The organism is Nostoc sp. FACHB-888, assembly GCF_014696655.1.
In the GTDB taxonomy this organism is placed as follows: Bacteria; Cyanobacteriota; Cyanobacteriia; order Cyanobacteriales; family Nostocaceae; genus Nostoc.
This window is the reverse complement of record NZ_JACJQM010000003.1, coordinates 45,910-68,818: the sequence shown is the minus strand read 5'-3', so window position 1 is coordinate 68,818 and position 22,909 is coordinate 45,910. Positions and strand designations below refer to the sequence as shown.

Genomic DNA, 22,909 nt, shown 5'->3' with positions numbered 1-22,909 from the left:
TGTATTGGATATTTTTAATATTCATAAGAGTAGCTTATTAAATACTAGATACTTTTTCTAATTGTACTTATAGTAGTATTTCTGCCTACTTAAAATTAAATATCAGCATTGCAATGTGCTACATCTAACCTATACATGAACAATTATCCGAAATGCTGCTAGTTTAGTTAGTAGTTTGGGTGAAATGTACTTAAATTAAGGGATCAATTCCCTAAAACCAATATTTAGCCAATATATTTTGTCATCCCTATTCCTGAGTGAACTCGATTAGTTTTATGCTCCTAGATTTAGAAAGATTTTATCAGGCTTGCAATCCGAGCAGACCTCTAATCATAGGAAATGCCAGCGATCGCAGGTACTATATCGATTTTGCTGCGGTGCGGGGTGGTAAAATCATTGAGGCTTTACAGCGCACGATCGCTCGAATATCGCCGGATGTACCAACTTGTCAGCTATTTACAGGACATCTTGGCTGTGGAAAATCAACGGAGTTGTTGCGGCTCAAAGCTGAGTTGGAAGTGCAGCAATTTCATGTAGTTTACTTTGAGTCTACCCATGTCTTAGAAATGGCAGATGTGGATGTGACTGATATTTTGTTAGCGATCGCAGGACAGGTGAGTGAAAGCCTAGAAGCAATGAAAATTAGGCTCAAACCTACTTACTTTACCAAGTTATTTGGTGAACTTGTAGATTTTCTGCAAACGCCAATTGATCTTGGGGTAGAAGCAGAGTTGTCTGTGGGGATTGCCAAAATTACAGCTAAAACTAAAGAAAGTCCCCAGTTGCGGCGGCGGTTAAGAGATTATCTAGAACCGCGAACAGCAAATATTTTACAGTCAATTAATCAAGAATTGCTAGAACGTGCCAACAAAGAACTGAAAGCCAGGGGTAAAAAAGGACTGGTAGTCATTGTTGATAACTTGGATAGAGTGGCAATTCGGCCTTTACCATCGGGGCGATCGCTGCCAGAATACTTATTTATTCAGCGTGGTGAACAGTTACGCAAACTTAATTGTCATGTAGTCTACACTATTCCTCTAGCTCTGACTTTCTCCAACGATAGCGCCGAACTTCAGCATCGTTTGGGGGGAGGAGTTGCACCAAAAATGTTACCGATGATACCTGTACGTTTGCGCTCTGGGGAGATTTTCACCCAAGGGCTAGCAATGATGCAGCAAATGGTGCTAGCTAGAGCTTTTCCAGACATTTTGCCTAGCGATCGGTTAGGCTTAATTACAGAAGTGTTTGATAGTCAGGAAACCTTAGATCGATTGTGCTTGATTAGTGGTGGTCATGTACGCGACTTGCTAGGTTTACTGTTTGACTGTCTGCGAGAACAAGATCCACCCTTTGAGCGGGAGTGTGTCGAATTGGTGATTCAAAGACAGAGGGATTACCGAGCTAACGCTATCGACCCTCATGAGTGGGAACTAATCTTTCAGGTGGTGCAACAGCAGAGAGTTAGAGGTGATATCCAATACCACACTCTATTGCGAAGTTTATTTATATTTGAATACCGCGATCATCAGGGAGCCTGGTTTGCCGTCAACCCAGTTTTAGCAGAGACAGAAAAATTCAAATCATGGTTGAAGGACACCCACAAGCAGATATAAGAGCAGCTAACGAGCGTGCTTTGCGGAGTTTGGGGAGAGCAATTGCCCTCTCTAGCGGTCAATTCTCTTTGGTTTTGGTGTGCTGCAATTATCGAGTTTTGCAAGAGCGAATGCTGCAACGACTCGAAGAAATCTCTTCAGGAGTACACCGAATTGAAAAGGTAGTTCTGTCGCATAATGCTAGAAGCCTTTACACAAGTATTCATTTACAACTGCTAACGGAAGATAATCCGCCATTAGCGTTGATGATTTTGGGTTTAGAGTCAGTAGATGGACTTGATGATCTACTTAGGTCTATCAATCATATACGTGATGAATTTCGTAAACGCCACCCATTTCCGATGATTGTGTGGGTGAATGAGGAAGTGTTGCAAAAAATAGTGCGTTTAGCACCAGATTTTGCTAGTTGGGCGGCGACACCGATTCGGTTTGAAATGACAACTCATTCATTGTTGCAAAAATTGCAACAGGAAACTGACTCTCTATTTGCTACGGTGTTACCAACCGATGCTGCACAACATCAAGCTCCTCAAATCGCAAAGCATTATTTCACTGTGGAGCAAGTCTGGGAACATAGCTATGAACTCCACTTTGCCATTAGAGAGTTGCACAATCGTGGTATTACCTTAGAGCCAGAACTACACGCTAGTTTAGAATTTGTTTTTGGTCTAGATAATTATATTAGCGATCGCATCAATACAGCTTTAAACCATTTTCAGCAAAGCTTGCAAGTTTGGCAAAAGTTAGAAGAAAGAGGGAATGGGGGAGCAGGGAGAGATCAGGAAGTATTTTCTTCGCCATCTCCTCCATCTCCCCCATCTTTGCTACTTCTGCGAGAAGGAGTTTTGCTATTTTATATTGGGTTGTGTTATTGCCGTTTGGCAGAGCAAAATCAAACAGAAAACCGTCGCCATTGGTACACAGCTAAATCTTATTTTCAGCAGTGCTTGAATATCTTGCAGGTGGCTGGGCGTTCAGATGTAGTTGCTGGATTTATTGGTCAACTTGCAGAGGTTTTGCAATATCTCCAAGAGTGGGAAGAGTTGCAAACTGTTGCTCAAAAGTCTTTGGAGTTACATCAAACTTATGGTAGTCAAATCCAATTAGCTTGTGACTACGGTTTTCTGGCGCAAGTGGCTGTGCAGCAGTCGCGGTGGGTACAGGCAAGTATATTAGCACACGTATCACTGCTGAAATTAGGTGAGTCGCAAAAGCACAATGACCCTTATAACTGCTTATTTCCGTTACTGTTGGGGCAAATTTACTATTTAGTTTTAGCGAAAGCACAGCGAAATTTAGGTGAGTTAGAAGTAGCTCGTGAATACTTAGACAAAGCGACAAAAGAACTACCAGCAGCCTTAGAAAGCAGTGCCCATCAATACGATGCCCATCGTTATATTCGCTTATTGCGGACACTGCGATCGCTCTATTTTGAAGAAGGGCGATATCTGGAAGCCTATTACATTCGACAAAAACGGCGTTCTGTTGAGCAACAGTATGGTTTTCGAGCTTTTATCGGTGCAGGGCGTTTGCAACCGCAAAGACAGGTGACAAACCCAGCATTGATGTCATCTTCTGGGAGTAGCAGCGTTGCTTTAGAAATTGCGGCTTCCGGTCGAGAGCGTGATATTAATAACTTAATTGGGAGAATTAGCCGCGCCGATCAAAAATTGACGGTGATTCACGGTCAATCAGGGGTGGGTAAGAGTTCTATTGTAACTGCGGGCTTAGTTCCAGCACTGCAAAATCGAGCCGTTGGCGATCAAATAGCTATACCTGTGGTGCTGCAAGTTTACACCGATTGGGCGCGGGAACTAGGGAAATCTTTAGATGAGGCGATGTCTAGTGACGCGTCCCTTGCCATATATGCTGACATCATGGCAGAAGCAGCTATTGAATCGGAAGCTTTGCCCTACTCTGTTACACCTATTACCATCCTCAGAATTTTACAGCAACTCAAAGAAAATGCTGATAACCATCTGATCACAGTTTTAATTTTTGACCAATTTGAAGAATTTTTCTTTGGTTATAGCGATCGCAATCAAAAGCAAGAGTTTGATAAATTTATTAGCGACTGCCTGAATATCCCCTTTGTTAAAGTTATCTTTACTTTGCGAGAAGATTATTTACATCGTTTATTAGATTTTAAACATATTTCAGCATTAGAAGCGATTAATAATAATATTCTTGACAAACATATTCGCTACCAGTTAAATAATTTTTCGCCAGAATATGCTAAAGCAATTATCCGAAAATTGACAGAGCGATCGCAGTTTAATTTAGAGCCTGCTTTAATTGATGCCTTAATCGAAGATTTATCCACAGGATTTGGAGAAGTCCGCCCCATTGAATTGCAAGTTGTAGGAGCGCAAATTCAAGATGAACGAATTACTACACTAGAAGAATATCAGCCATATAGACCCAACAAACTTATCGAGCGATATCTTAAGGAACTGATTAAAGACTGCGGCCCAGAAAATGAACGAGCCGCGTTACTCATCTTATACTTATTAACAGATGAAAGTAACAACCGACCTTTTAAAACTCGTGCTGAGTTAGCGGTGCAGCTAGCAGAATTAGAAGATGCTAGTAAATTAGAGTTAGTATTAGAAATTTTAGTTAGCTCTGGTTTAGTAGTACTATTCCCTGATGTACCAGAACGCTATCAGCTGATTCACGATTATTTAGTAGACTTGATTCGCTACCTGCAACAACAAGAATCGAGCTTACAGGTACAACTTAACCAACTACGCTACAAAGTAGAACAGAGTCAAGCTGAGATTGAACGGCTTAAGAGTGAACTTAGCCAAAATGAGCAGCGATCCAAATTGGTAGATCCTCATCCCCAACAGGGTTTGGATTTATTAACAGAATTACGGGAGTTACACAAGCGCGAAGAATTGAGTCAGTTAGAAATTGAGCAATTACGAGTTGAACTCAAAGAAAAAGAATTAACAGCTAAACTTGCAGAAAGTCAAAAGAAACAAAGGCTTAGTGAAGCTCAATTAAATCGTTCCTTAAAAATTGCCCTGACTGCTTCTGTTCTCGCCATATTGGGATTAAGTGTTTCCATAGTGACAGCAGTAGATAGCGAAATTAAAACCCTCAGCGCATCTAGTGAAGCTCTATTCGCATCACAAAAAGGTATTGATGCTTTAAAAGAAGGTTTAAGGGCGGGGAAAAAATTACAACAAACAGTCTGGGTAGATTCCAATACCAGAGAGCAAGTACAGACGGCGCTTTATCAAGCAGTTTCTGGGTTAAGAGAATATAACCGCTTGGATGGGCATATATCTGGGGTAAATAGTTTTACATTTAGCCTTGATCGCTCTTTAATTGCCTCAGCCAGTGCTGATACTACAATCAAACTCTGGCATCTTGATGGTAGATTGGTCAACACATTATCTGGGCATGAAGATGTAGTTAATAACGTCAGTTTCAGCCCAGATAGTCAAATGATTGCTTCCGCCAGTCAAGATAAAACGGTGAAACTTTGGAGTCGAGAGGGTCAACTGCTTGCTACTCTATTAGGGCATCAGGGTGTAGTGAATAGTGTCAGTTTCAGCCCAGATAGTCAGATTATTGCCTCGGCGAGTACAGACAAAACAGTAAAACTGTGGAATCGGGATGGTAAGCTGCTCAAAACCTTGCTCTTACATGATGGTGCAGTCTTAAGTGTCGCTTGGTCAACCGATGGACAGACCATTGCTTCCGGGAGTGCTGACAAAACGGTGAAATTATGGAATCGAGATGGTCAACTGCTTAAAACCTTGCTCTTACATGATGATGCAGTCTTAAGTGTCGCTTGGTCGCCCGATGAGAAAACTATTGCTTCTGCTAGTTTAGACCAGACAATTAAACTGTGGAATTTAGAGGGTAAGCTACTGCGAACTTTATCGGGGCATAGTGCTGGAGTTACCAGCGTCAGCTTTAGCCGTGATGGTAACATGATCGCTTCTGCAAGTACCGACGAGACAATCAAACTTTGGAGTTTTGAAGGTGTGTTGCTCGCAACCCTGAAGGGACATAATAATTGGGTTAATAGCGTCAGTTTCAGCCCAGACGATCACACCCTGGCTTCTGCAAGTCGGGATAAAACTATTAAACTTTGGCATTTGGACGGTGTGTTACTACGAAAGCCCAAAGCCGATAACAATGACTGGGTAACTAGCATCAGTTTTAGCCCAGACGATCACACGTTGGCAGCAGCAAATCGAGACAAAACTGTAAAACTTTTCAATCGAGACGGTAAATTACTGCGTACATTCACGGGGCATGAAGGTCAAGTTTGGGGCGTTAGTTTCAGTCCAGATGGTCAAGTAATTGCCTCGGCTAGTAAAGATAAAACGGTGAAGCTTTGGAGTGGTGACGGTAAACTAATCAATACCTTACAAGGCCATACTAGTACCGTCTTGAGTGTAGCTTGGTCGCCTAATAGTCAAGTAATTGCTTCGGCTAGTAAAGATAAAACAGTAAAGCTTTGGAGTCGAGACGGTAAACTGCTCAACACCTTGCAAGGGCATGAAGATGCAGTGAATTGGGTAAGTTTTAGCCCAGATGGTAAGTTGCTAGCCTCAGCCAGTGATGACAAAACGGTGAAAATCTGGATAGAGGGTAAATTACTATACAGCTTAAATGGTCATAGCCGCCGAGTAAATGGGGTTGCTTGGTCACCTGATGGTCAGGCGATCGCTTCAGCTAGTATTGATAGCACCGTGAAGATTTGGAACCGAGACGGGAATCTGCTAAATAATCTTGCGGGCGATGGTGATAGTTTCATCAGTGTGAGTTTTAGCCCCGATGGCAAGACTCTAGCAGCTAGCAGTGATGACAAAGTAAGAATTTGGAACCGAGAAGGGACATTGCTGATTGCTTTGAAAGGCGATAAGCAAGAGTTAACCAGCGTCAGTTTCAGTAATGACGGTAAGACTCTGGCTGCGGGTAGTGGTAATGGTACAGTGATTTTTCGGAATTTGGCAGATATCGAGTTGGAAAAATTGCTGGCACGAGGTTGCAATTTGCTACATGATTATTTGCAGACTAATCAGAAGGTAATGAAGAGCGATAGCACAGCGTTAGCGAGTCCGCGAGCGTCTGGCTCCGCCAACGCCAGGGGCGATCGCGCCTTGTGTTCTGGTAGGTGATGGAGATTTTGTTCTCATTCAGATTGCAATGAGTCGCTGATTAGCAAGGAAGAAATTTATTCTAGTCGTCTTTTTGCTACTAGTTTGATGCGCGATCGCTCCTCCAATTTTAAGAGCGATCGCTGGCTTAACTCAATAGACTTTTTGCATGAGTAAGTCTCTGTGTTTGAAATAGAGTTACCTGCAAGCTGCTTTTTAATAAATCTTGTTTTGCTCTAAATTCAGATCCAACAGGCTTCCATTCTGTCCTATAGCGATATAACAGTTTCAGCAGATTGACCCGGCCCATTACGAGGGCGAAGATGTAAGGTGATTTCCGTATCGAGCCGCTTGAGGAAAATGAGGAGTTTGCCCTCGCTGAACCGTTGAAACTCTCCTTTCATCAAATGAGATACTTCTGGCTGGGGAATGCCAAGAAGTTCGCTGATTTCGCGCTGTTTCAGGTTGCGTTGAGAAAGGAGGCGCAGTACCTGAATCCCAATCTTTCCTCGCATAAAAAGTTCCGAGGCATCCTCTAAACCGAGATCAGCAAATACGTTGCCACTGCTTTCTTCAAAAACGGGTTCCTGTGTCATTGTTGTTTCTCCCTTACCACTGCGTCCTTATAGGGTTGTTTAATCAGGTCAACATCAGCCTGTGGGGTTTTAATCCCCTGCTTTGATTTCTTCTGAAAAGCTTGCAGAACATAGATTTTCTCTCCAATCTTTACCGCATAGACTGCCCTGTAAGTATCGGTATCGTAGCGTTTGACGATTTCATACACGCCGCTTCCAACCCCTTTAAAAGGTTTGGCATCCATTGGTGTTTCCCCCGCTTGCACCAATTGCAGCGCATAGCCTACTGATGCACGCACATCAACAGGAAACAAGCGGATATTTTTGAGAGAGTCTCCCATCCAAACCAGAGGCCGTAAAGGAATTTCTATAATATCCTCGTCATCGTCCATTTTATATGAAATTTCCTATAAAATAAGTTAGACAATAGTATGAAATCCCCCGCGTACGAACGGCGTATCGCGTTATATATATTAATCATCTATCAAAATAATCTTAATTCATGCAAAAAATCGTATCCGATCCAAAAATAATGATGGGCAAACCTGTCATTTCAGGAACTCGTATTACAGTTGAGTTAATTCTTGAAAAACTTGCTGCGGGTGAAACACCTCAGCAAATACTCGAAGCGCATCCGCGACTTAGCGATGAAGGAATTAAAGCAGCTTTGGCATTTGCGGCTCAAGCTTTGCGGTGTGATGTCATTTATCCAACGATTGAGAAAGCTTCTTGAAGTTTTTAGGGGACGAAAATTTAGATTGTCAAATCGTTGAACATCTGCGGCTTGATGGTCACGAAGTTTTGTATGTTGTGGAAATGGAACCAGGAATTCCTGACGATGAAGTTTTGAACTTGGCTAATAATGAAGGTGCAATTTTATTGACATCAGATAAAGATTTTGGTGAGTTAGTTTTCCGTTTGCGTAGAATTGCAGCAGGTGTGGTATTAATTCGGTTATTTGGTTTATCTCCAAATGATAAGGCAGAAATTATTACCAATGCCATTAATAAACACGCAGATGAATTATTAGGAGCTTTTACTGTTATTTCATCTAAAAGTATTCGCATTCGTAAAATAACGTGAATTTTAGATGCGATCGCAGATGCAATGAAGAGTGCGAACCGTTAAAATGCGATCACGCCTTGTGTTCTGGTAGGTGATAGCGTTCTAGATTGTTTCCGAACATTCCCTTAACGGCTGAACAGATTTTTGCAATGAGTCGCTGATAACTCACGGTTCGCCTATTTTAAATTGAGTTAGAAAAAAGCCGAACGATTTAATAAGGGTTCCAAGCTGTAATTTAAATATACTATCGTTTCGACTTTATTCGATCGCATAAAAATAGAGTTTTGAGAGCGAAGCGGGAATGTGAACTACCTCGTCGTAAGACGGACAAGGCATCCCTTTCTTTTATCTTCACCTTTTTATAGTGTCAAGTCAGTCCGTGATTTTAGTCTACGTAGTCTGTTGGTATTTGCGAATCAACAGTGTTATCTGAAACTATGGGGCGGCTACCATCTATCTCTAGAGTATCTTGAACTTGAAAATTACTCTTAGCGATCGGACGTTGACCATCTATATCAAGAATAGCTTCAGCCTCTAAATCACTAGGATCAATTGGACGTTTGCCGTCTACGTTTAGCGTGTCATGCTCTTGAAAAACGCTCTTGGCGATCGGGCGTTGACCATCTATATCAATTGTTTGAACGTAATTATTTTCATCTTTCACAATTGGACGTTGACCATCTATATTAATTATTTCCTGAATTTGAATGTTACTTGGATCAACTGGACGGTGACCATCTATATCAATTGTTTTAGTTATCTCTTTGGGTTCACCAGAGGATAAAACGATATCAGTTTCAGTACCTTTTGTATCCTGAACCAAATTATTTTTAGTACTATCAACTTTGTTCTTGTTATCCATGTTTTTATTGTTCTTCTAAAAATTGTTTAATAAATCTGTTAGAAATTGGTATTGGCGAAAGTACTACATTGCTGAGGTTCGGCCGTTTGGATACCTCGTTTAAACCAACGAACCCTTTGAGCCTGTTGTTTGAGGTGACTCAGTTATCGGGCTATCACTTAGTAGGGAATCTTGTTGCCAAAGTCCACTGGGATCACCACCCAATAATAAAACCAGTAGCGATATCAGTGTTTATCCAACACCTCCACCCACGACAGGTGCGGAAATTTTCATTCCACGCCAATCTTCAACATTTGTACTCCGACGACCTATTTGCTAACGCATAATTACTGCTTAACCAATACTCACAAAAAAATATCCCTTGAACTAGGTAAGATGAAATCTACACAAGCCCTTTAGTGGGAGCAAATAAACATTACTGATTTCACGTATCGATCTCGTCTGCCTACGGACAAAATATAAATAAAACCCCCTCAGTCTTTAGAGGTTGTTTGAAAAGTGGTTGGCTGTGATTTTAGGCACTTATTGCTCCCCCCTAACCCCCCTTAAAAAGGGGGGAACCGGAATCAGAGTCCCCCTTTTTAAGGGGGATTTAGGGGGATCTAAAACGTTTTGCTACCAAGATGAGAACTTTTCAAACATCCTCTTAGGAAGGTTATTAACTAAGTTAGTCTTACTCGGTAGTTGAAAGCTTGCTTTATCAACGCTATACAAATGAATTATTAGGAGCTTTTACTGTTATTTCACCTAAAAGTATTCGCATTTGCAAAATGACGTGATGTAGAAAAATTATCTATAAGATATTTTTACTGTTTTTCAGTTACTACAGTAAAAAATAAAATTCCTACAACCTGCTATTAATCAAAGTCATAGAAATTTATTTCTTTACGGGACTGGTGCGATTCGAACGCACGACCTGACGCTTAGGAGGCGTCCGCTCTATCCAACTGAGCTACAACCCCAACTATGAAGCATATATAATTATAGCAGTAGTTTTAGCGAGACTGCCAAAAATTATCCCAAGAGCCGCCACCTACTTCTAAGCCACAAAGAAAACTTTCTGCTTTGAGAATTATTTTAGATTTTCTCCCATTTAGTTCTCGTAACTCTAAATTTAAGTTTCCTTGCATGGTGTCTCGGCAACAGTATCTTAAACCATCCTCTGTAGGCGCACGCAGAGGTGTACCAGGTAAATCTGTAGTTCCTGTCAATTCAATTTCATAATTTGAGTTGGTAGCTTTCATTTGCCATCTACCCCAAGGCTGAATTTGCCAGTCTACTTGTGAATTCCAGGGAACGAATTCATAAAACTTGCCTTGATAGTGCAACCCAATCATCGCTACAGATTCCATCCACCACAGCACACCACGCCGTCCACCGCCAGCAGTTAATGCTAAGTCGGGTTCGCCCTCAAAGCAATTACAATTTATCCAAAACCATTTTTGAGGAAAAGCACCACCCCAATTTTTCTCGCCGTAGGCTGGGGCGTTGGTGAATTCGTAGATTTTGCCATTCCAGTCAATCTTTCCACTGGCTAAACCGTGAGCCATCAAAATCTGCCATCCGGGTTCAAAAATCTGTGAGAATGAGAGCCAGCCTGCGGTTGATTGCTGAATACTATTTTTATTACCCCAACCGTATATTGGTTGAATTTCATACTGCCAACGGCAATAATTATTGGTGGCGCGATCGCAGATAATCCCCTGATTCAAGGTTGCTGTAGCTTGATATCCCTCTTGAACATGATGCTCAAACTCTGCTGGGAGCAAGTATAGAGGAGAAATTTGCAAATCTGTTTTACCCCAATGACCTAAACCCAAAACATCTCGACTACCCCAAAATTTATTCACATCAGGAAAAGTACGCCATAAATACTCATCATCTGGGCCGAGGATTTGGGCTGCACCGCCACTGTGGGGTTTACCGCCGATGGGATCTTCGATGGAGTACATAAAGGCGAATGTTTGCCCAATTTCCGGCAAAGTGATGCGGTAATACCAGCCTTCAAAGAAGCGGCGACTACTACCATCCCAGTGATAACCAGAATGGGGCGTTTGAGTTGATTGGAGGAGATTTAGGGGAATAGTTAACATATATCTATATAGTTATAGTTGCCGATTTTTTCAGTATGCGCGATGACCTCGATCTCAATCATGCTTATGAAATTCTTGGGTTGGAACCGGGTGCATCACAAGCACAAGTAAAACGAGCTTACCGTCAACTGGTGAAAATTTGGCATCCCGATCGCTTTCTTGAGCAAAAGCAAAAACAGGAAGCTGAGGAAAAAATCAAATCAATCAACGCAGCTTACAATAAGCTCAAATCAGAAAGTCCATCTGAGGCTCCTATTCCTGAAAATCCATCTTCATCTTCGCCTAAAAATCCCACCAAAATATCTGTCAATCGTTGGGATGCTGAAACTTTCTATAGTTTAGGGGTAGAGAATGCTACAGAAGGAAGGTATGAGGATGCGATCGCAGATTTTACCCATGCAATTCGTCTAAATCCTCACTATGTTGAGGCGTATAAATATCGTGGGTTAGTTTGCTCACAACTGGGATACGAATATAGAGCCGCTTCCGATTTAAATAAAGCTGCACAAATAGAAGAAGAGTTAAGGAATCCGGGTGCTGCACGGAGAGTGCGATCGCCTAGATATGTATCCAAACCTAGACCTCTACTAGAAAGATTTTGTCAGAGAATTAAAAAGATATTACGGCTAAATCGGCGTTGGAGATAAAAAGCGAATATAGTTTAAGACGCTTCAGACGGCGACACCATATCTTGAGTTAGATAATATTTGTGCTTGGGAATACTAAGTGTATTCAGATTTACTGCTGATTTATTTAGTATTCTTGAATATGCAAGATTTAATATCTGTACGCACTCTCAAAGGTCATTCAAATAAGGTAATGTCTGTCGTCTTCAGTCCAGATGGGCAGACTTTCGCTAGTGGTAGTGATGACAAAACCATAAAAATTTGGCATTTAACTAACCAGGAACCACGCACCCTCAAGGGACATGGAGAGTCTTCATGGTCTGGAGGGGTAAATTCTGTTGCTTTTAGTCCTAATGGTAAGATTCTAGCCAGTGCTAGTGATGACAAAACTATTAAATTGTGGGAAGTTATAACAGGGAATGAAATCTGTACCTTCATAGGACATGAAGAAAAGGTTTACTCTGTTGCCTTTAGCGCGGATGGAAAAACTTTAGCTAGTGGCAGTAAAGACAAGACGATCCAACTTTGGTCAATAGAGACAGGAAAGAAAATACACACACTCAAAGGGCATTCAGATGACGTTTTCTCCGTTGCTTTCAGCCCAGATGGAAAAACTTTAGCCAGTGGCAGTAATGACAAAACCATCAAGATTTGGCATTTGGCTAAACAGAAGGTCCTAACTCTGACAGGGCATTCTGATTGGTTTGGAGGGGTAAAATCTGTAACTTTCAGCCCAAATGGCAAGACTTTAGCAAGCGGTAGTTGGGACAAGACAATTAAGCTATGGCATGTCGAAAGTGGTGAAGAACTCTGTACACTAACTGGGCATTCTGATCATGTTTGTTCTGTTGCTTTTAGCCCCAATGGCAAAATTATAGCTAGCAGCAGTAAAGACAAAACGATCAAGCTATGGCAAGTAGATACAGGCAATGAACTCTGTACTTTTTCAGGATCTGAAGATGCGGTTTATTCTGTTGCCTTTAGCCCAGATGGTAAGACGCTGGCTAGTGGCAGTGGAGATAAAAATATTACCCTATTTCCCATCAGTAAGGCTGTCATTCTTTTATAAATAACCTATAAGCATAATCTATTCAAGTTGATTAAAAATTTAGATAACTGAAGCAAATTACTAGATTTTTCATCAACACATCACCTAACAGTTTAATAACATCTATCTTTGGGATAATCTTTCTTTAGATTAAGTATTAACTTCCTGGAGATAGAGCCACTTGTTTAATCTCAGAGGTTATTCTGATAGTTACCAACAGTTGAGTAGCAAATAAAACTCAATATTTATCAGCAACATAAATTTTTAAGCTCATTAAAACCTCTTGTTCATTACAAAACTTTAGTTTGTCAAAATCATATCGAGGAGCGAAATCAACAGCTATGTCTATTCCCAACGAACGCGAAATCAAAAACAGTGAAATCAAGCAAGAATCTTACACTGATATTAATGGTAATACTCACACTGACTTGACACGAACCACTGAAACAGTCAAGAACAACACAGCTAATCCCAACTCTTACACCAACGGTTACGTACAAGGTCGAAATACTGAGCGTAGCTACCAGCAAGCAGATTTAGCCCAGCGTGATGAAAACAATGCTAGTGGTGGTTTGCTGTTGGGTATTATCATCACTTCCCTGCTTGGTTTGGTTATAGGTGGCGTCTGGTACTTCAACCAGCAGAATAACGCAGCCGTTGACAATATTGTGCCGGTCGCAGTTCCTGTACCAAGTAGTAGTCCAACTCCTAGTGCTTCTCCACAAACAAAAACGACGATAATCGAAAGAACTAGGGAAGTACCTGTTCCTGTTGCTGTTCCTGTTCCACAACAGCAGGTTACACCTCCATCTGCACCTCGCCAACCGGATATTAACATTACTATTCCACCCCAGCAGCCTACCGCAGAAAAAGCGCCTTCTGTAACTCAGCCAACACCGAAAGTTACACAAAGTCCAAGTAGTAATACTCCGAATTCGCAGAACGAGGGTGGTACTTCTAGTAATACTGTGGTTCCATCTGCAAAAAATGATACCTCTAAAACCACTCCACCTCAAGGAGTAGACCAGTCAAACAGTACATCTAATAGCGGTTCTTCTACCGCAGATGATACTACTACAGGCGGTTCTGCTCAATAACGACTTCTGAATCAGCCCACTTGATAATGCTGGTATTAACACCAACATCTAACAAGTGGGAATATTTTTAAGAAAAATTTCTGAATTGTTGCGAAAAGTAAATGGTACTCAAGTTTAGTAAAGGTGTCTTGTAGCTAAAGAAACATGATGCTAGATTAAGAGCAAGGTACAAACAGGTTAAGAGTTAAAGAAAAACTTTCAAGTTAGAGCCTGTACCTCCTGCTCTAATATTCTCGCGATCGCTATGCTTGGTTGTGGCATCCATTGAATGTATTCTCGCTTGAAGTTCAATGAGTTGTTTTGGAGGTTTTAAAACGCACTGCCAGAAAATGCCTGCCTAGTTTGAATGTTAGGATGTGCAATTCTGAGTATAGCGATGTCTACGACGGGCTACGCCTACGCCAATGCTGTCCACCTTAGTTTGAGTTAATTACTTCTGAATTCTTTGATCTTCGAGAAACCGCCCCAAGCTGCTGATATTTATCCATCGTAGCTTCAGGCGGTTTCTGCTTTGAGTGTTATGCATTTTTGTCCTTTGTCATTTGTCCTTTGTTATTTAGACTAATGACTAATGACTAATGACTAACTAACGTAATTACAGTCACTTCTGGCGGACAAAACAAACGTCCTGGTTTATAAGTTCCTAAACCACGATTGACATATAGTTGATTTTCTTCTACTTTGTGAAACCCTTGCGCCCACTCCCAATAGCGCACGACTTTAGAACAGTCTCCCAGGAAAAATGTTACCCAACGCCGTAATTTTTTGGGAATTTGTTTCAGCAGCTTTTTATAATAAAATACTAAAGGCCCAATGCCTGGAATTACGATGTGACCACCGTGGGTATGACCAGATAGTTGCAAATCTACGCGCCATTGCTGCAATATCTTAGCTGTATCTGGATTATGGGATAAAACGATGCGGGGTGTAACGGAGTCTAATTGATTCATGACTGGTGCAGGGTAAAATTCCTGTGACCAATAATCAGCTAGTCCTACCAATGGTAATTGTTTTCCTAATGGATAAGCGATTTCATTCCAAAGCACATGTACCCCAATGCTAGTTAACGCCTGTGTAACTTCTGCTTTTGAGTGGCTGTAATAGATATCATGATTACCAAGTACGGCGTAGATACCACAGCGACTTTGCAAATGTTTGAGTCGAAGCGCCAATTGGTGAATCGGCGTCGGATCGTCAGTTACGTAGTCACCAGTTAATAAAATTAAATCTGGTTCAGCTTCGTTAGTAAGTGCGATCGCTTTTTCTAACATATCTTCCGACAGCCGCAAACCATCGTAGTGAAAATCTGACAACTGCACTAGTGTTATACCTTGTAAAGATGCTGGAAGTTCCGCAATCTTAACCGTGATTTTATCTACTCTTAAATGTCCCGTAAACAACCAATGCATAAGGCAACCGATACTCCTCATACCAGCGCTTACAGCTTACCAAAAATCAAAATGTAACTTGATAAACTGCAATAATTTATGTCATATACTCCAAATATAACTAACTAATTAACTAAAATACTAGCTTTAATTTGTAGTGATTTATTAGCCAGAATACCTACTGTGATTGCGTTCTTGAATTTTGACATTTGAATTACTTAGTCACCTCGTAGAGTGATTATAGTAACTTCTGGGCGGCAAAATAAGCGTCCTGGGAGGTAAGTTCCCAAACCACGATTGACATATAGCTGATTTTTTCCTATCCGATGGAAACCCTGTGCCCATTCCCAATGCTTGACTACAGAAATATTTTCTTGCAAAAATGGCACTCTACGCCGCACTTTGCTAGGTATTTTTTCTGTAAGCTTTTCGTAAAAAAACATTGCAGGTCCAATTCCGGGAATCATAATTTGACCACCGTGAGTATGACCAGATAATTGTAAGTCAACTCGCCATGTTTGCAGTATCTCCGCACTATCAGGGTTGTGAGATAAAACGATGCGGGGTATGTCGGGGTTTAGTTGATTCATGACTGGTACGGGATTAAATTCCCGTGACCAACTATCTGCCAATCCAACAAGAGGCAATTCTTTTCCTAATGGATAGGCAATTTCGTTCCAAAGGACGTGAATTCCAATGCTAGTAAGGGCATCGGTAACTTCTGCTTTTGCGTGTTTGTAATGGATATCGTGATTGCCAAGAACAGCATAGATACCACTGCGACTTTGCAGATGTTTGAGTCGAAGTATCAGTTGGTGAATCGGTGTCGGATCGTCAGTTACATAGTCACCAGTTAATAAAACTAAATCTGGTTCAGCTTCGTTAGTAAGTGCGATCGCTTTTTCTAACATCTCTTCCGATAGCCGCAAACCATCGTAGTGAAAATCTGACAACTGCACCAACTTCTTACCTTGTAACGATGCAGGCAACCCTGTAATATTAACCGTTAATTTTTCTATACTCAACGGCCCAGATAACAACCAATGCATAAGACGTTCAATAAAGCTCAATCATAGCGCTTACAGCTTAAGGAAACATCCTTGCTTCGTGTGTAGCGGCCAGCACAACTTAATAAGAAATCCCCTCTGCTTTCGTCATACTAAAGTCATTACAAGGCAGAGGGGTTTAATTTTTTATTCTTATATAGTGTATGGGCAGATTTTAAGGTTAATACTGGTAAAAAACCAGTTTCTCTGATGTTGTGTTTATTTAACCTGCCTACTTAGTTCAGCCTAGTCCCAATCAGGAATCTGGGCATCTTCTCCACCAATCCCGATTCCAGTGTTAAATATTTCAGCATCAGTTAGGTTGAGATCATTCATTGATGCTTTATACACATTAGAATCGTGAATTGTAGCGCGAGTAAAATTTACTCCGTTAAGATTAGTTTGCTTCAAATTCACATTGGTGACATAAGCTGATGTTAGGTTCGCACCTGCCAAATTTGCACCAGTTAAGTCAGCACCTTCGAGGTTAGCCCCTACAAGGTTGGCTCCTTGGAGCTTCGCGTCTCTCAAGTCAGCACCAATTAAATGAGCGCCACTGAGGTTAGCTCCCGCTAGATCACACCGGATACATTCCCCAGTTGAAAGCAGCTTTTGTAAGTCCTGCGGATTTTCGGCTCTAACCGAGCTAGCGAAAAATAGGGGAGTTGCTAAGGCCATGGCCGCTAATAGCTGGAGTTTCATACATTTTCCCCCTTAAATAATCAAGTTGCGTCCGTTCTGTCCCTCACAACTCTATTATCTCATTAAACTTCTTGAGGTCAATCCATCTCTTGACAACTTAGTTGTGATATGAAACAGGGATAAAGGTAATCTAACAAATGCCGTTAATTCTGATTTTTGGCGATTTTTACTTGATAATGCCTAAAAAACTGTCAGTGTTAAATCACTGTTAAATCTTTTTAGGAGCTTGCACTACTCGCCATAATTTGGCTAGTTTGATAAGTATTTATACTTTCTACTAAATACTGTTAGTTTTAGTCCTCAGAAATTCTCGCATATACTGATTAACCAATTCAGGTTGTTCTTGCTGTACCCAATGCCCACAATTGGGTATGTACTTAATTTGAAAGTCCCTGACATAGGCTTCGGTATTGTAGGTTAGTTCCTTGCCAAGTGCAGTGTCATTTTCTCCCCAAATCATCAGTGTTGGCACTTCTAGAACGCCCCAATTTGGATTTAGCATTCTCTGTTGAAAAATATTACGGTAGTAGTTCAACATTGCTGTGAGGGCACCACGTTTTGCAGCAGCATTTTTATAAGCTTCAAGATCCGCTTTGGTGAAAGCACTCTTGTTAACTGCTGTACCTTTAAAAGCTGTTTCAATTACTTGGTAGTCTGAAGATTGTAAAAGTAATTCTGGTATCCAGGGTAGTTGAAAAAGGAATATGTAATTGCTACGTAGCAACTGTTGGGGAGTGCGTAACCCTTGGGCAAATTTGGCAGGATGAGGAAGGTTAAGGATAATTAATTGCTCTAACATTTCGGGGTGAGCATAGGCAAAATTCCAAGCGATCGCACCACCCCAATCATGTCCAACTAATACACATTTTTGGTATCCTAATCCTTTAATTACTCCCTCAATATCTTTGATAAACTCATCCATTACATAAGCTGATTGCTCATTTGGTTTATCACTATCGTTGTAGCCACGCAAGTCAAGGGCAACGACTTTAAAATCTTGAGCAAATTCTGGTATTTGATGCCGCCAAGAGTACCAAAACTCAGGAAACCCATGCAACATCAATATTAAGGGGCCTTCACCTTGGGTAACGTAGTGTAGTTTTACCCCATTGGTAGTTATATATTCGTGTTTCCAAGAAGTTTCTATTAAAGACATAATTAATCTAAATTAGCATTAAAAAACACTAAATAATAATACTGTATTTAATAACTACTGTAGTATTATTTTGAGAAGCCTCACATCTATTAAAAGGCAGTATTACGATAGTGAATTTTTATAAAAAAATTAGACAATTTGCCCTGGGGTAGATGTAAATAGTGGGTAAACTTTAGTAGAGACAATTTGCCCTGAGGTAGATGTAAATAGTGGGTAAATTTTGCTAAAAGTATAGATATAATACTTCTCCCCAACTACTATGACACAACAGTTGACAAACCATGCCTCATTGTGGGTTGAGCGACTGGGACGATTTGGCTATGTTTCCAAGGGAGTAGTTTACGGTATAGTTGGACTACTGGCAGCACAGGCAGCTTTTGGCAGGGGTGGTAAAACAACTGATACCCAAGGCGCTCTTCAAACAATCGTCAACCAGCCATTTGGTAAATTTTTGCTGGCTTTAGTTGCAATTGGCTTGATTGGATACGTAATCTGGCGTTTTGTACAGGCAATTAAAGACCCAGAAAATAAAGGTAATGATGCCAAGGGTTTGGCAGTGCGAATTGGTTACGCAGTTAATGGCTTGATTTATGCAAGTTTAGCCTTAAGTGCTGTGAAAATTGTTATGGGTACAGGCAGCGCTAAAAATAGTAGTGATTCTACTGAAGATTCTACAGCACGTTTGCTTTCTCAACCCTTTGGTCAATGGTTAGTTGGAACTGTGGGGGTGTTTGTAATTGCTCTAGGCTTCTATCAGTTTTATCAAGCTTTTAGTGGGAAATTTCGTAAAGAACTCAATTTAACAGAATTAAGCAACACACAAGCCCAATGGGTAATGAGGATTTCCAGATTTGGTTTAGCGGCACGGGGTATAGTATTTTGTATTATCGGTTGGTTTCTAATCGAAGCTGCTAGGCAATCGAACGCTGCTACCGCACAAGGTTTGGATGAAGTATTACAGACGCTAGCGCAACAGCCTAACGGAGCATGGCTTTTGGGTATTGTGGCACTAGGTTTGGTTGCCTATGCCATTTACACAATAATACAAGCGCGGTATCGTCGGTTAGTTAATGTTTAGATGGTGCAATGCCGAAAATTTCAATTTATATAAATGGCGATAATAGAAACTCGTGGTATTTGGCTGACCACTACTGATAGTAAAGTTCTCAGGTCAAAGCAACGCATTGCTGAGGCGATGGATTTTCTGGCCGAGATGGGATTTAATGTGGTGTTTCCCGTTGTTTGGAACAAGGCAGTAACTTTATATCCTAGTAAAATAATGCAGCAGACTTTTGGAGTCGAAATTGACCCTATGTCTGTAGGCCGTGACCCTTTAGAAGAGGTGGTAGTTGAGGCGCGGCGAGTTGGGTTAAAAGTTATTCCTTGGTTTGAATACGGTTTTGCCAGTTCCTATAATTTGAATGGTGGTGTACTTTTACAAAAAAAACCGGAATGGACTGCGCGCGATCGCAACGGCAATTTACTGAAGAAAAATGGTTTTGAGTGGTTGAATGGACTCGACTCACAGGTGCAGGAATTCTTCTTGAACTTGGTGCTAGAAGTTGTAAAGAATTATGATGTGGATGGGGTTCAAGGAGACGATCGCTTCCCTGCATTACCCTGTGAAGGTGGCTATGATGGGGGAACTGTCACCCGCTATCGCCAGAAATTTAATTGCAATCCGCCACACAACCCCAAAGATAGGCAATGGTTACAGTGGCGTGCAGATATTCTCAGTGATTTTTTAGCGCGTCTCTACCGGGAGGTGAAAGTGGTGAATCCTAATTTGCTAGTAGCGATCGCACCTAATATTCATGATTGGGCATTCCAGGAATATCTGCAAGACTCACCCGCATGGCTGAAACGGGGAATAGTTGATATGATTCAGCCGCAGATTTATCGCCGTGACTTTAGGAGTTACTGTGCGATCGCTGATAAACTAGTAAACCAGCAATTCAAAGATGCGACGCTGCCCAAGTTAGCACCGGGAATACTGATAAAACTTGGCTCTTACTGTATTAGTCCAGAATATCTGGTGCAGGCAATTGAATACAATCGCCAACTTGGCATTCAAGGAGAGGTATTCTTTTTTTACGAAGGTTTGCGCGAGAATAACAATAACCTAGCTAAAGTTTTGCGAAATGGGCCTTATGCTAAGTCTGCATCATTTCCCACTCTGTCTGATTTGAGTGTGGGTGGTGTAATTAACAAGAGTACATCTTTAATTTGGCAACGGTTGTTAAAAAAGATTTTTTAAGGAAAAATGCGCGTGGAATCTCAATTATCGGTGGAACAGGTAATTAAAACTTTAAAAGAAGATTTACCAACACTTTTTGAAAAAGATATTTCATATCACATTTATACAGACGATATCTACTTTAAAGACCCAGTAAATACATTCAAATACAAATTTAACTATCGCATTATATTTTGGACTTTGCGATTTCACGCTCGGCTATTTTTTACCCAAATTTACTTTGATGTACATGAAGTATCTCAGTCAGCCGAAGATACGATTTTAGCAAAGTGGACGGTGCGAGGAGTGTTACGCGTTCCTTGGAAAGCAGGTTTGCTTTTTAATGGTTATTCAACGTATAAGCTCAATCAAGATAATTTGATATACGAACATATTGACACATGGGATCGAAAACCTGGGGAGATTTTAAAGCAGTTTTGGCAAAGGGGAGATATGGCTAATTAGCTGTTTTGCCCAAAAAAACTTGATTGACATTTTAACCTAAAATCTTTGTCTGCACTGCCTCCTGGCGTTATTTAGTTTTCTCGAACTCACGTTTATTTACATCCCAACGATTTGCCTTATAGAAATTGTAATATTTGTAATATATAATAAATCACTAGAGCAATTTTATACTGAAATAGTAGCAGAGATGGTAAAGGACAGCCTAAAGGTCAGTCTAGATGCACTTGTACCGAGAGAAGCATTTGAAGTACAAGGACAGCAAGGCCAAAATATAGGAAGAAATATTCCTATGATATCTATTCGTGATTTAGAAAAACTCTCTTTTTTCTATCCATTTTTACGCAAACCTGATTTTCAAAGAGAAACTAACGAGTGGGAGTCTCAGAAAATATGTGAGTTTATAAAAAGTTTTTTAGATGGTGATTTAATACCATCTGTTATTCTTTGGAGAAGTTCTAGTAGTTATTATTTTGTCATTGATGGCTCACATCGACTTAGTTCTCTAATAGCTTGGATCAATGATGACTATGGCGATGGTAAAATTTCCAAAGAATTTTATGATGGAGATATTACAGAAGAGCAAAAAGGTGCTGCTCAAGGGGTAAGGAAGCTTATTAAAACAAATATAGGTTCCTATAAGGATTATCAATCCTTAACACAGCATCAAGGAAAAGTAGATCAAAATTTTATTGATAGAGCAAGAAACTTAGGAGCTTTAGGTATCCAGCTACAGTGGGTTGAAGGTAATTCAGAAAAAGCAGAAGCATCTTTTTTTAAAATTAATCAACAAGCAGCACCTATTGGTGAAACCGAAATGCGTTTACTACTGGCACGAAAGACACCCAATGGTGTTGCTGCTCGTGCAATTATGAGAAGTGGTAATGGCCATAAATATTGGTCAGACTTCTCCCAAAATAAACAAGATGAAATAGAACAACTTGCTCAAGAAATACATCAACTTATTTTTGAACCTAAACTAAAAAATCCTATTAAAACTCTAGACGTGCCAATAGTAGGAAGTCTATCGGCTCCTGAAAAAATTGAAGTCATATTAGAATATGTAAATATGGTTAATAATATAGAAGTAGATAATCAATTAGGAGACGATCCGACAGGAGAAAAAACAGTAGAACTGCTAAAAAATTGCAAAACGGTAGCGCAAAGGATAAATAGCAATCATCCTTCATCTCTGGGTTTGCAACCCATTATATATTTTTACACTAGTGCTGGAAAGCCAAAAATAGGCTCATTTTATGGCATCGTTACCTTAATGTTACATTTAGAAAAAACTAAATACTTTTCTAAATTTATACAAGTCCGAAAAGATTTTGAATGGGTGATTTGGCAAGATGATATGGTTCCGCAGATTGTTAGTAAAAATGGAAATGCACTTAAGGCTAGAGACAAGGTTAAAGATTTTTATATAAAAGTTATTGATAAATTATTGCAAAAAATAGATAAGAAAAATGTGATGAAAGAGATTATTGCCGAAAAAGGTTTTGGCTCTTTAAAAACTAAAACTAAAAGTAATACAAATGATACCCAAAGTAAAGAATTCTCACGAGAGACAAAAGCAGCAGCTTTTATCAGAGATGCTTTACCTGGCTCTCCACGATGTAAAATCTGTGGTGGCTGTCTACCTACTCGTCTTAACTCCATAGATCACATCAAGAGAAAAGCTGATGGTGGTCTAGGGACTTTAGAAAATGCACAATTGACTCATCCATACTGTAATACAACATATAAAAATTAAATATTTTAAAACCAAGTATGAAATTAGATATGGTGGTGAGGTAGTAGGATGCGCTAGCTTT

General features: G+C 40.4%; 19 protein-coding genes and 1 tRNA gene. 11 read left to right on the top strand and 9 right to left on the bottom strand.

All coding sequences use genetic code 11. The features are described 5' to 3' along the window. Positions 1–275 precede the first annotated feature (275 nt). Positions 276–1,613, top strand: coding sequence for a P-loop NTPase fold protein (locus tag H6G26_RS02915; RefSeq protein ID WP_190727844.1), 1,338 nt, complete (start codon positions 276–278; stop codon positions 1,611–1,613). Then, complete coding sequence (locus H6G26_RS02910; protein WP_242053572.1) at positions 1,583–6,757, top strand: hypothetical protein; 5,175 nt, start codon at positions 1,583–1,585, stop codon at positions 6,755–6,757. The genes H6G26_RS02915 and H6G26_RS02910 overlap by 31 nt, the downstream gene beginning before the upstream one ends. Positions 6,758–7,005: 248 nt before the next feature. Here the strand turns inward: H6G26_RS02910 and H6G26_RS02905 are convergent, their stop codons facing one another. Beyond that, positions 7,006–7,332 (bottom strand): XRE family transcriptional regulator, encoded by a 327-nt coding sequence (locus tag H6G26_RS02905; protein WP_190727843.1) that lies wholly within the window; start codon positions 7,330–7,332, stop codon positions 7,006–7,008. Then, entirely contained in the window at positions 7,329–7,703 is a 375-nt protein-coding gene (locus H6G26_RS02900; RefSeq protein WP_190727842.1) for a type II toxin-antitoxin system RelE/ParE family toxin, read from the bottom strand. Before H6G26_RS02900 ends, H6G26_RS02905 begins: the two co-directional genes overlap by 4 nt. Before the next feature lie 110 nt (positions 7,704–7,813). Between H6G26_RS02900 and H6G26_RS02895 the strand changes: the two genes are divergently transcribed. Both H6G26_RS02895 and H6G26_RS02890 read left to right on the top strand, forming a co-directional pair. After that, positions 7,814–8,044, top strand: coding sequence for a DUF433 domain-containing protein (locus H6G26_RS02895; RefSeq protein WP_190727841.1), 231 nt, complete (start codon positions 7,814–7,816; stop codon positions 8,042–8,044). Further along, complete coding sequence (locus tag H6G26_RS02890) at positions 8,041–8,394, top strand: DUF5615 family PIN-like protein (RefSeq protein WP_190727840.1); 354 nt, start codon at positions 8,041–8,043, stop codon at positions 8,392–8,394. The genes H6G26_RS02895 and H6G26_RS02890 overlap by 4 nt, the downstream gene beginning before the upstream one ends. A gap of 367 nt (positions 8,395–8,761) precedes the next feature. On the opposite strand, the gene H6G26_RS02885 is transcribed toward H6G26_RS02890, so the two are convergent. The 3 genes from H6G26_RS02885 to H6G26_RS02875 all read right to left on the bottom strand — a co-directional run bounded on the left by H6G26_RS02885 (position 8,762) and on the right by H6G26_RS02875 (position 11,331). Further along, positions 8,762–9,238, bottom strand: coding sequence for a hypothetical protein (locus H6G26_RS02885; RefSeq protein ID WP_190727839.1), 477 nt, complete (start codon positions 9,236–9,238; stop codon positions 8,762–8,764). Between the two features lie 888 nt (positions 9,239–10,126). Continuing rightward, positions 10,127–10,200, bottom strand: a tRNA-Arg gene (locus H6G26_RS02880). 33 nt (positions 10,201–10,233) lie between these two features. Continuing rightward, positions 10,234–11,331 carry a tocopherol cyclase family protein gene (locus H6G26_RS02875; protein ID WP_190727838.1) on the bottom strand — a complete coding sequence of 366 codons (1,098 nt, stop codon included), beginning with the start codon at positions 11,329–11,331 and terminating at the stop codon, positions 10,234–10,236. A gap of 35 nt (positions 11,332–11,366) precedes the next feature. Here H6G26_RS02875 and H6G26_RS02870 point away from each other — a divergent pair, with 35 nt between their 5' ends. The 3 genes from H6G26_RS02870 to H6G26_RS02860 all read left to right on the top strand — a co-directional run bounded on the left by H6G26_RS02870 (position 11,367) and on the right by H6G26_RS02860 (position 14,102). After that, positions 11,367–11,978 (top strand): tetratricopeptide repeat protein, encoded by a 612-nt coding sequence (locus H6G26_RS02870; protein WP_190727837.1) that lies wholly within the window; start codon positions 11,367–11,369, stop codon positions 11,976–11,978. A gap of 79 nt (positions 11,979–12,057) precedes the next feature. After that, a complete protein-coding gene (locus H6G26_RS02865; protein ID WP_347242427.1) occupies positions 12,058–13,026 on the top strand; it encodes a WD40 repeat domain-containing protein in 969 nt (322 codons plus the stop codon). Between the two features lie 320 nt (positions 13,027–13,346). Continuing rightward, complete coding sequence (locus H6G26_RS02860; RefSeq protein ID WP_190727836.1) at positions 13,347–14,102, top strand: hypothetical protein; 756 nt, start codon at positions 13,347–13,349, stop codon at positions 14,100–14,102. A 575-nt stretch (positions 14,103–14,677) separates the two neighbouring features. On the opposite strand, the gene H6G26_RS02855 is transcribed toward H6G26_RS02860, so the two are convergent. The 4 genes from H6G26_RS02855 to H6G26_RS02840 all read right to left on the bottom strand — a co-directional run bounded on the left by H6G26_RS02855 (position 14,678) and on the right by H6G26_RS02840 (position 18,394). Further along, positions 14,678–15,511, bottom strand: a complete 834-nt coding sequence (locus H6G26_RS02855) for a metallophosphoesterase (protein WP_190727835.1) — start codon at positions 15,509–15,511, stop codon at positions 14,678–14,680. 197 nt (positions 15,512–15,708) lie between these two features. Then, positions 15,709–16,539 (bottom strand): metallophosphoesterase, encoded by an 831-nt coding sequence (locus tag H6G26_RS02850; RefSeq protein WP_190727834.1) that lies wholly within the window; start codon positions 16,537–16,539, stop codon positions 15,709–15,711. A gap of 243 nt (positions 16,540–16,782) precedes the next feature. Next, entirely contained in the window at positions 16,783–17,238 is a 456-nt protein-coding gene (locus tag H6G26_RS02845; protein WP_190727833.1) for a pentapeptide repeat-containing protein, read from the bottom strand. A 277-nt stretch (positions 17,239–17,515) separates the two neighbouring features. Further along, positions 17,516–18,394, bottom strand: coding sequence for an alpha/beta hydrolase (locus H6G26_RS02840; RefSeq protein WP_190727832.1), 879 nt, complete (start codon positions 18,392–18,394; stop codon positions 17,516–17,518). A 259-nt stretch (positions 18,395–18,653) separates the two neighbouring features. Here H6G26_RS02840 and H6G26_RS02835 point away from each other — a divergent pair, with 259 nt between their 5' ends. The 4 genes from H6G26_RS02835 to H6G26_RS02820 all read left to right on the top strand — a co-directional run bounded on the left by H6G26_RS02835 (position 18,654) and on the right by H6G26_RS02820 (position 22,848). Continuing rightward, positions 18,654–19,472: a DUF1206 domain-containing protein gene (locus tag H6G26_RS02835; RefSeq protein ID WP_190727831.1), complete on the top strand. Its 819-nt coding sequence runs from the start codon at positions 18,654–18,656 to the stop codon at positions 19,470–19,472. 33 nt (positions 19,473–19,505) lie between these two features. Then, on the top strand, positions 19,506–20,651 hold the full coding sequence (locus H6G26_RS02830) for a family 10 glycosylhydrolase (protein WP_190727830.1): 1,146 nt from the start codon (positions 19,506–19,508) through the stop codon (positions 20,649–20,651). A gap of 12 nt (positions 20,652–20,663) precedes the next feature. Then, complete coding sequence (locus tag H6G26_RS02825; RefSeq protein ID WP_190727829.1) at positions 20,664–21,095, top strand: DUF2358 domain-containing protein; 432 nt, start codon at positions 20,664–20,666, stop codon at positions 21,093–21,095. Between the two features lie 187 nt (positions 21,096–21,282). After that, the gene (locus tag H6G26_RS02820) at positions 21,283–22,848 is read left to right on the top strand and encodes a DUF262 domain-containing protein (protein ID WP_190727828.1); all 1,566 of its coding nucleotides are present in this window, start codon (positions 21,283–21,285) and stop codon (positions 22,846–22,848) included. The last annotated feature ends 61 nt before the right edge of the window (positions 22,849–22,909 follow it).

What these genes read in the sequence shown, in the direction of transcription:
- H6G26_RS02915 (WP_190727844.1), top strand. Translation starts at nt 276, where the DNA reads ATGCTCCTAGATTTAGAAAGATTTTATCAGGCTTGCAATCCGAGCAGA.
- H6G26_RS02910 (WP_242053572.1), top strand. Translation starts at nt 1,583, where the DNA reads ATGGTTGAAGGACACCCACAAGCAGATATAAGAGCAGCTAACGAGCGT.
- H6G26_RS02905 (WP_190727843.1), bottom strand. Translation starts at nt 7,332, where the DNA reads ATGACACAGGAACCCGTTTTTGAAGAAAGCAGTGGCAACGTATTTGCT.
- H6G26_RS02900 (WP_190727842.1), bottom strand. Translation starts at nt 7,703, where the DNA reads ATGGACGATGACGAGGATATTATAGAAATTCCTTTACGGCCTCTGGTT.
- H6G26_RS02895 (WP_190727841.1), top strand. Translation starts at nt 7,814, where the DNA reads ATGCAAAAAATCGTATCCGATCCAAAAATAATGATGGGCAAACCTGTC.
- H6G26_RS02885 (WP_190727839.1), bottom strand. Translation starts at nt 9,238, where the DNA reads ATGGATAACAAGAACAAAGTTGATAGTACTAAAAATAATTTGGTTCAG.
- H6G26_RS02875 (WP_190727838.1), bottom strand. Translation starts at nt 11,331, where the DNA reads ATGTTAACTATTCCCCTAAATCTCCTCCAATCAACTCAAACGCCCCAT.
- H6G26_RS02870 (WP_190727837.1), top strand. Translation starts at nt 11,367, where the DNA reads ATGCGCGATGACCTCGATCTCAATCATGCTTATGAAATTCTTGGGTTG.
- H6G26_RS02860 (WP_190727836.1), top strand. Translation starts at nt 13,347, where the DNA reads ATGTCTATTCCCAACGAACGCGAAATCAAAAACAGTGAAATCAAGCAA.
- H6G26_RS02855 (WP_190727835.1), bottom strand. Translation starts at nt 15,511, where the DNA reads ATGCATTGGTTGTTTACGGGACATTTAAGAGTAGATAAAATCACGGTT.
- H6G26_RS02850 (WP_190727834.1), bottom strand. Translation starts at nt 16,539, where the DNA reads ATGCATTGGTTGTTATCTGGGCCGTTGAGTATAGAAAAATTAACGGTT.
- H6G26_RS02845 (WP_190727833.1), bottom strand. Translation starts at nt 17,238, where the DNA reads ATGAAACTCCAGCTATTAGCGGCCATGGCCTTAGCAACTCCCCTATTT.
- H6G26_RS02840 (WP_190727832.1), bottom strand. Translation starts at nt 18,394, where the DNA reads ATGTCTTTAATAGAAACTTCTTGGAAACACGAATATATAACTACCAAT.
- H6G26_RS02835 (WP_190727831.1), top strand. Translation starts at nt 18,654, where the DNA reads ATGACACAACAGTTGACAAACCATGCCTCATTGTGGGTTGAGCGACTG.
- H6G26_RS02830 (WP_190727830.1), top strand. Translation starts at nt 19,506, where the DNA reads ATGGCGATAATAGAAACTCGTGGTATTTGGCTGACCACTACTGATAGT.
- H6G26_RS02820 (WP_190727828.1), top strand. Translation starts at nt 21,283, where the DNA reads ATGGTAAAGGACAGCCTAAAGGTCAGTCTAGATGCACTTGTACCGAGA.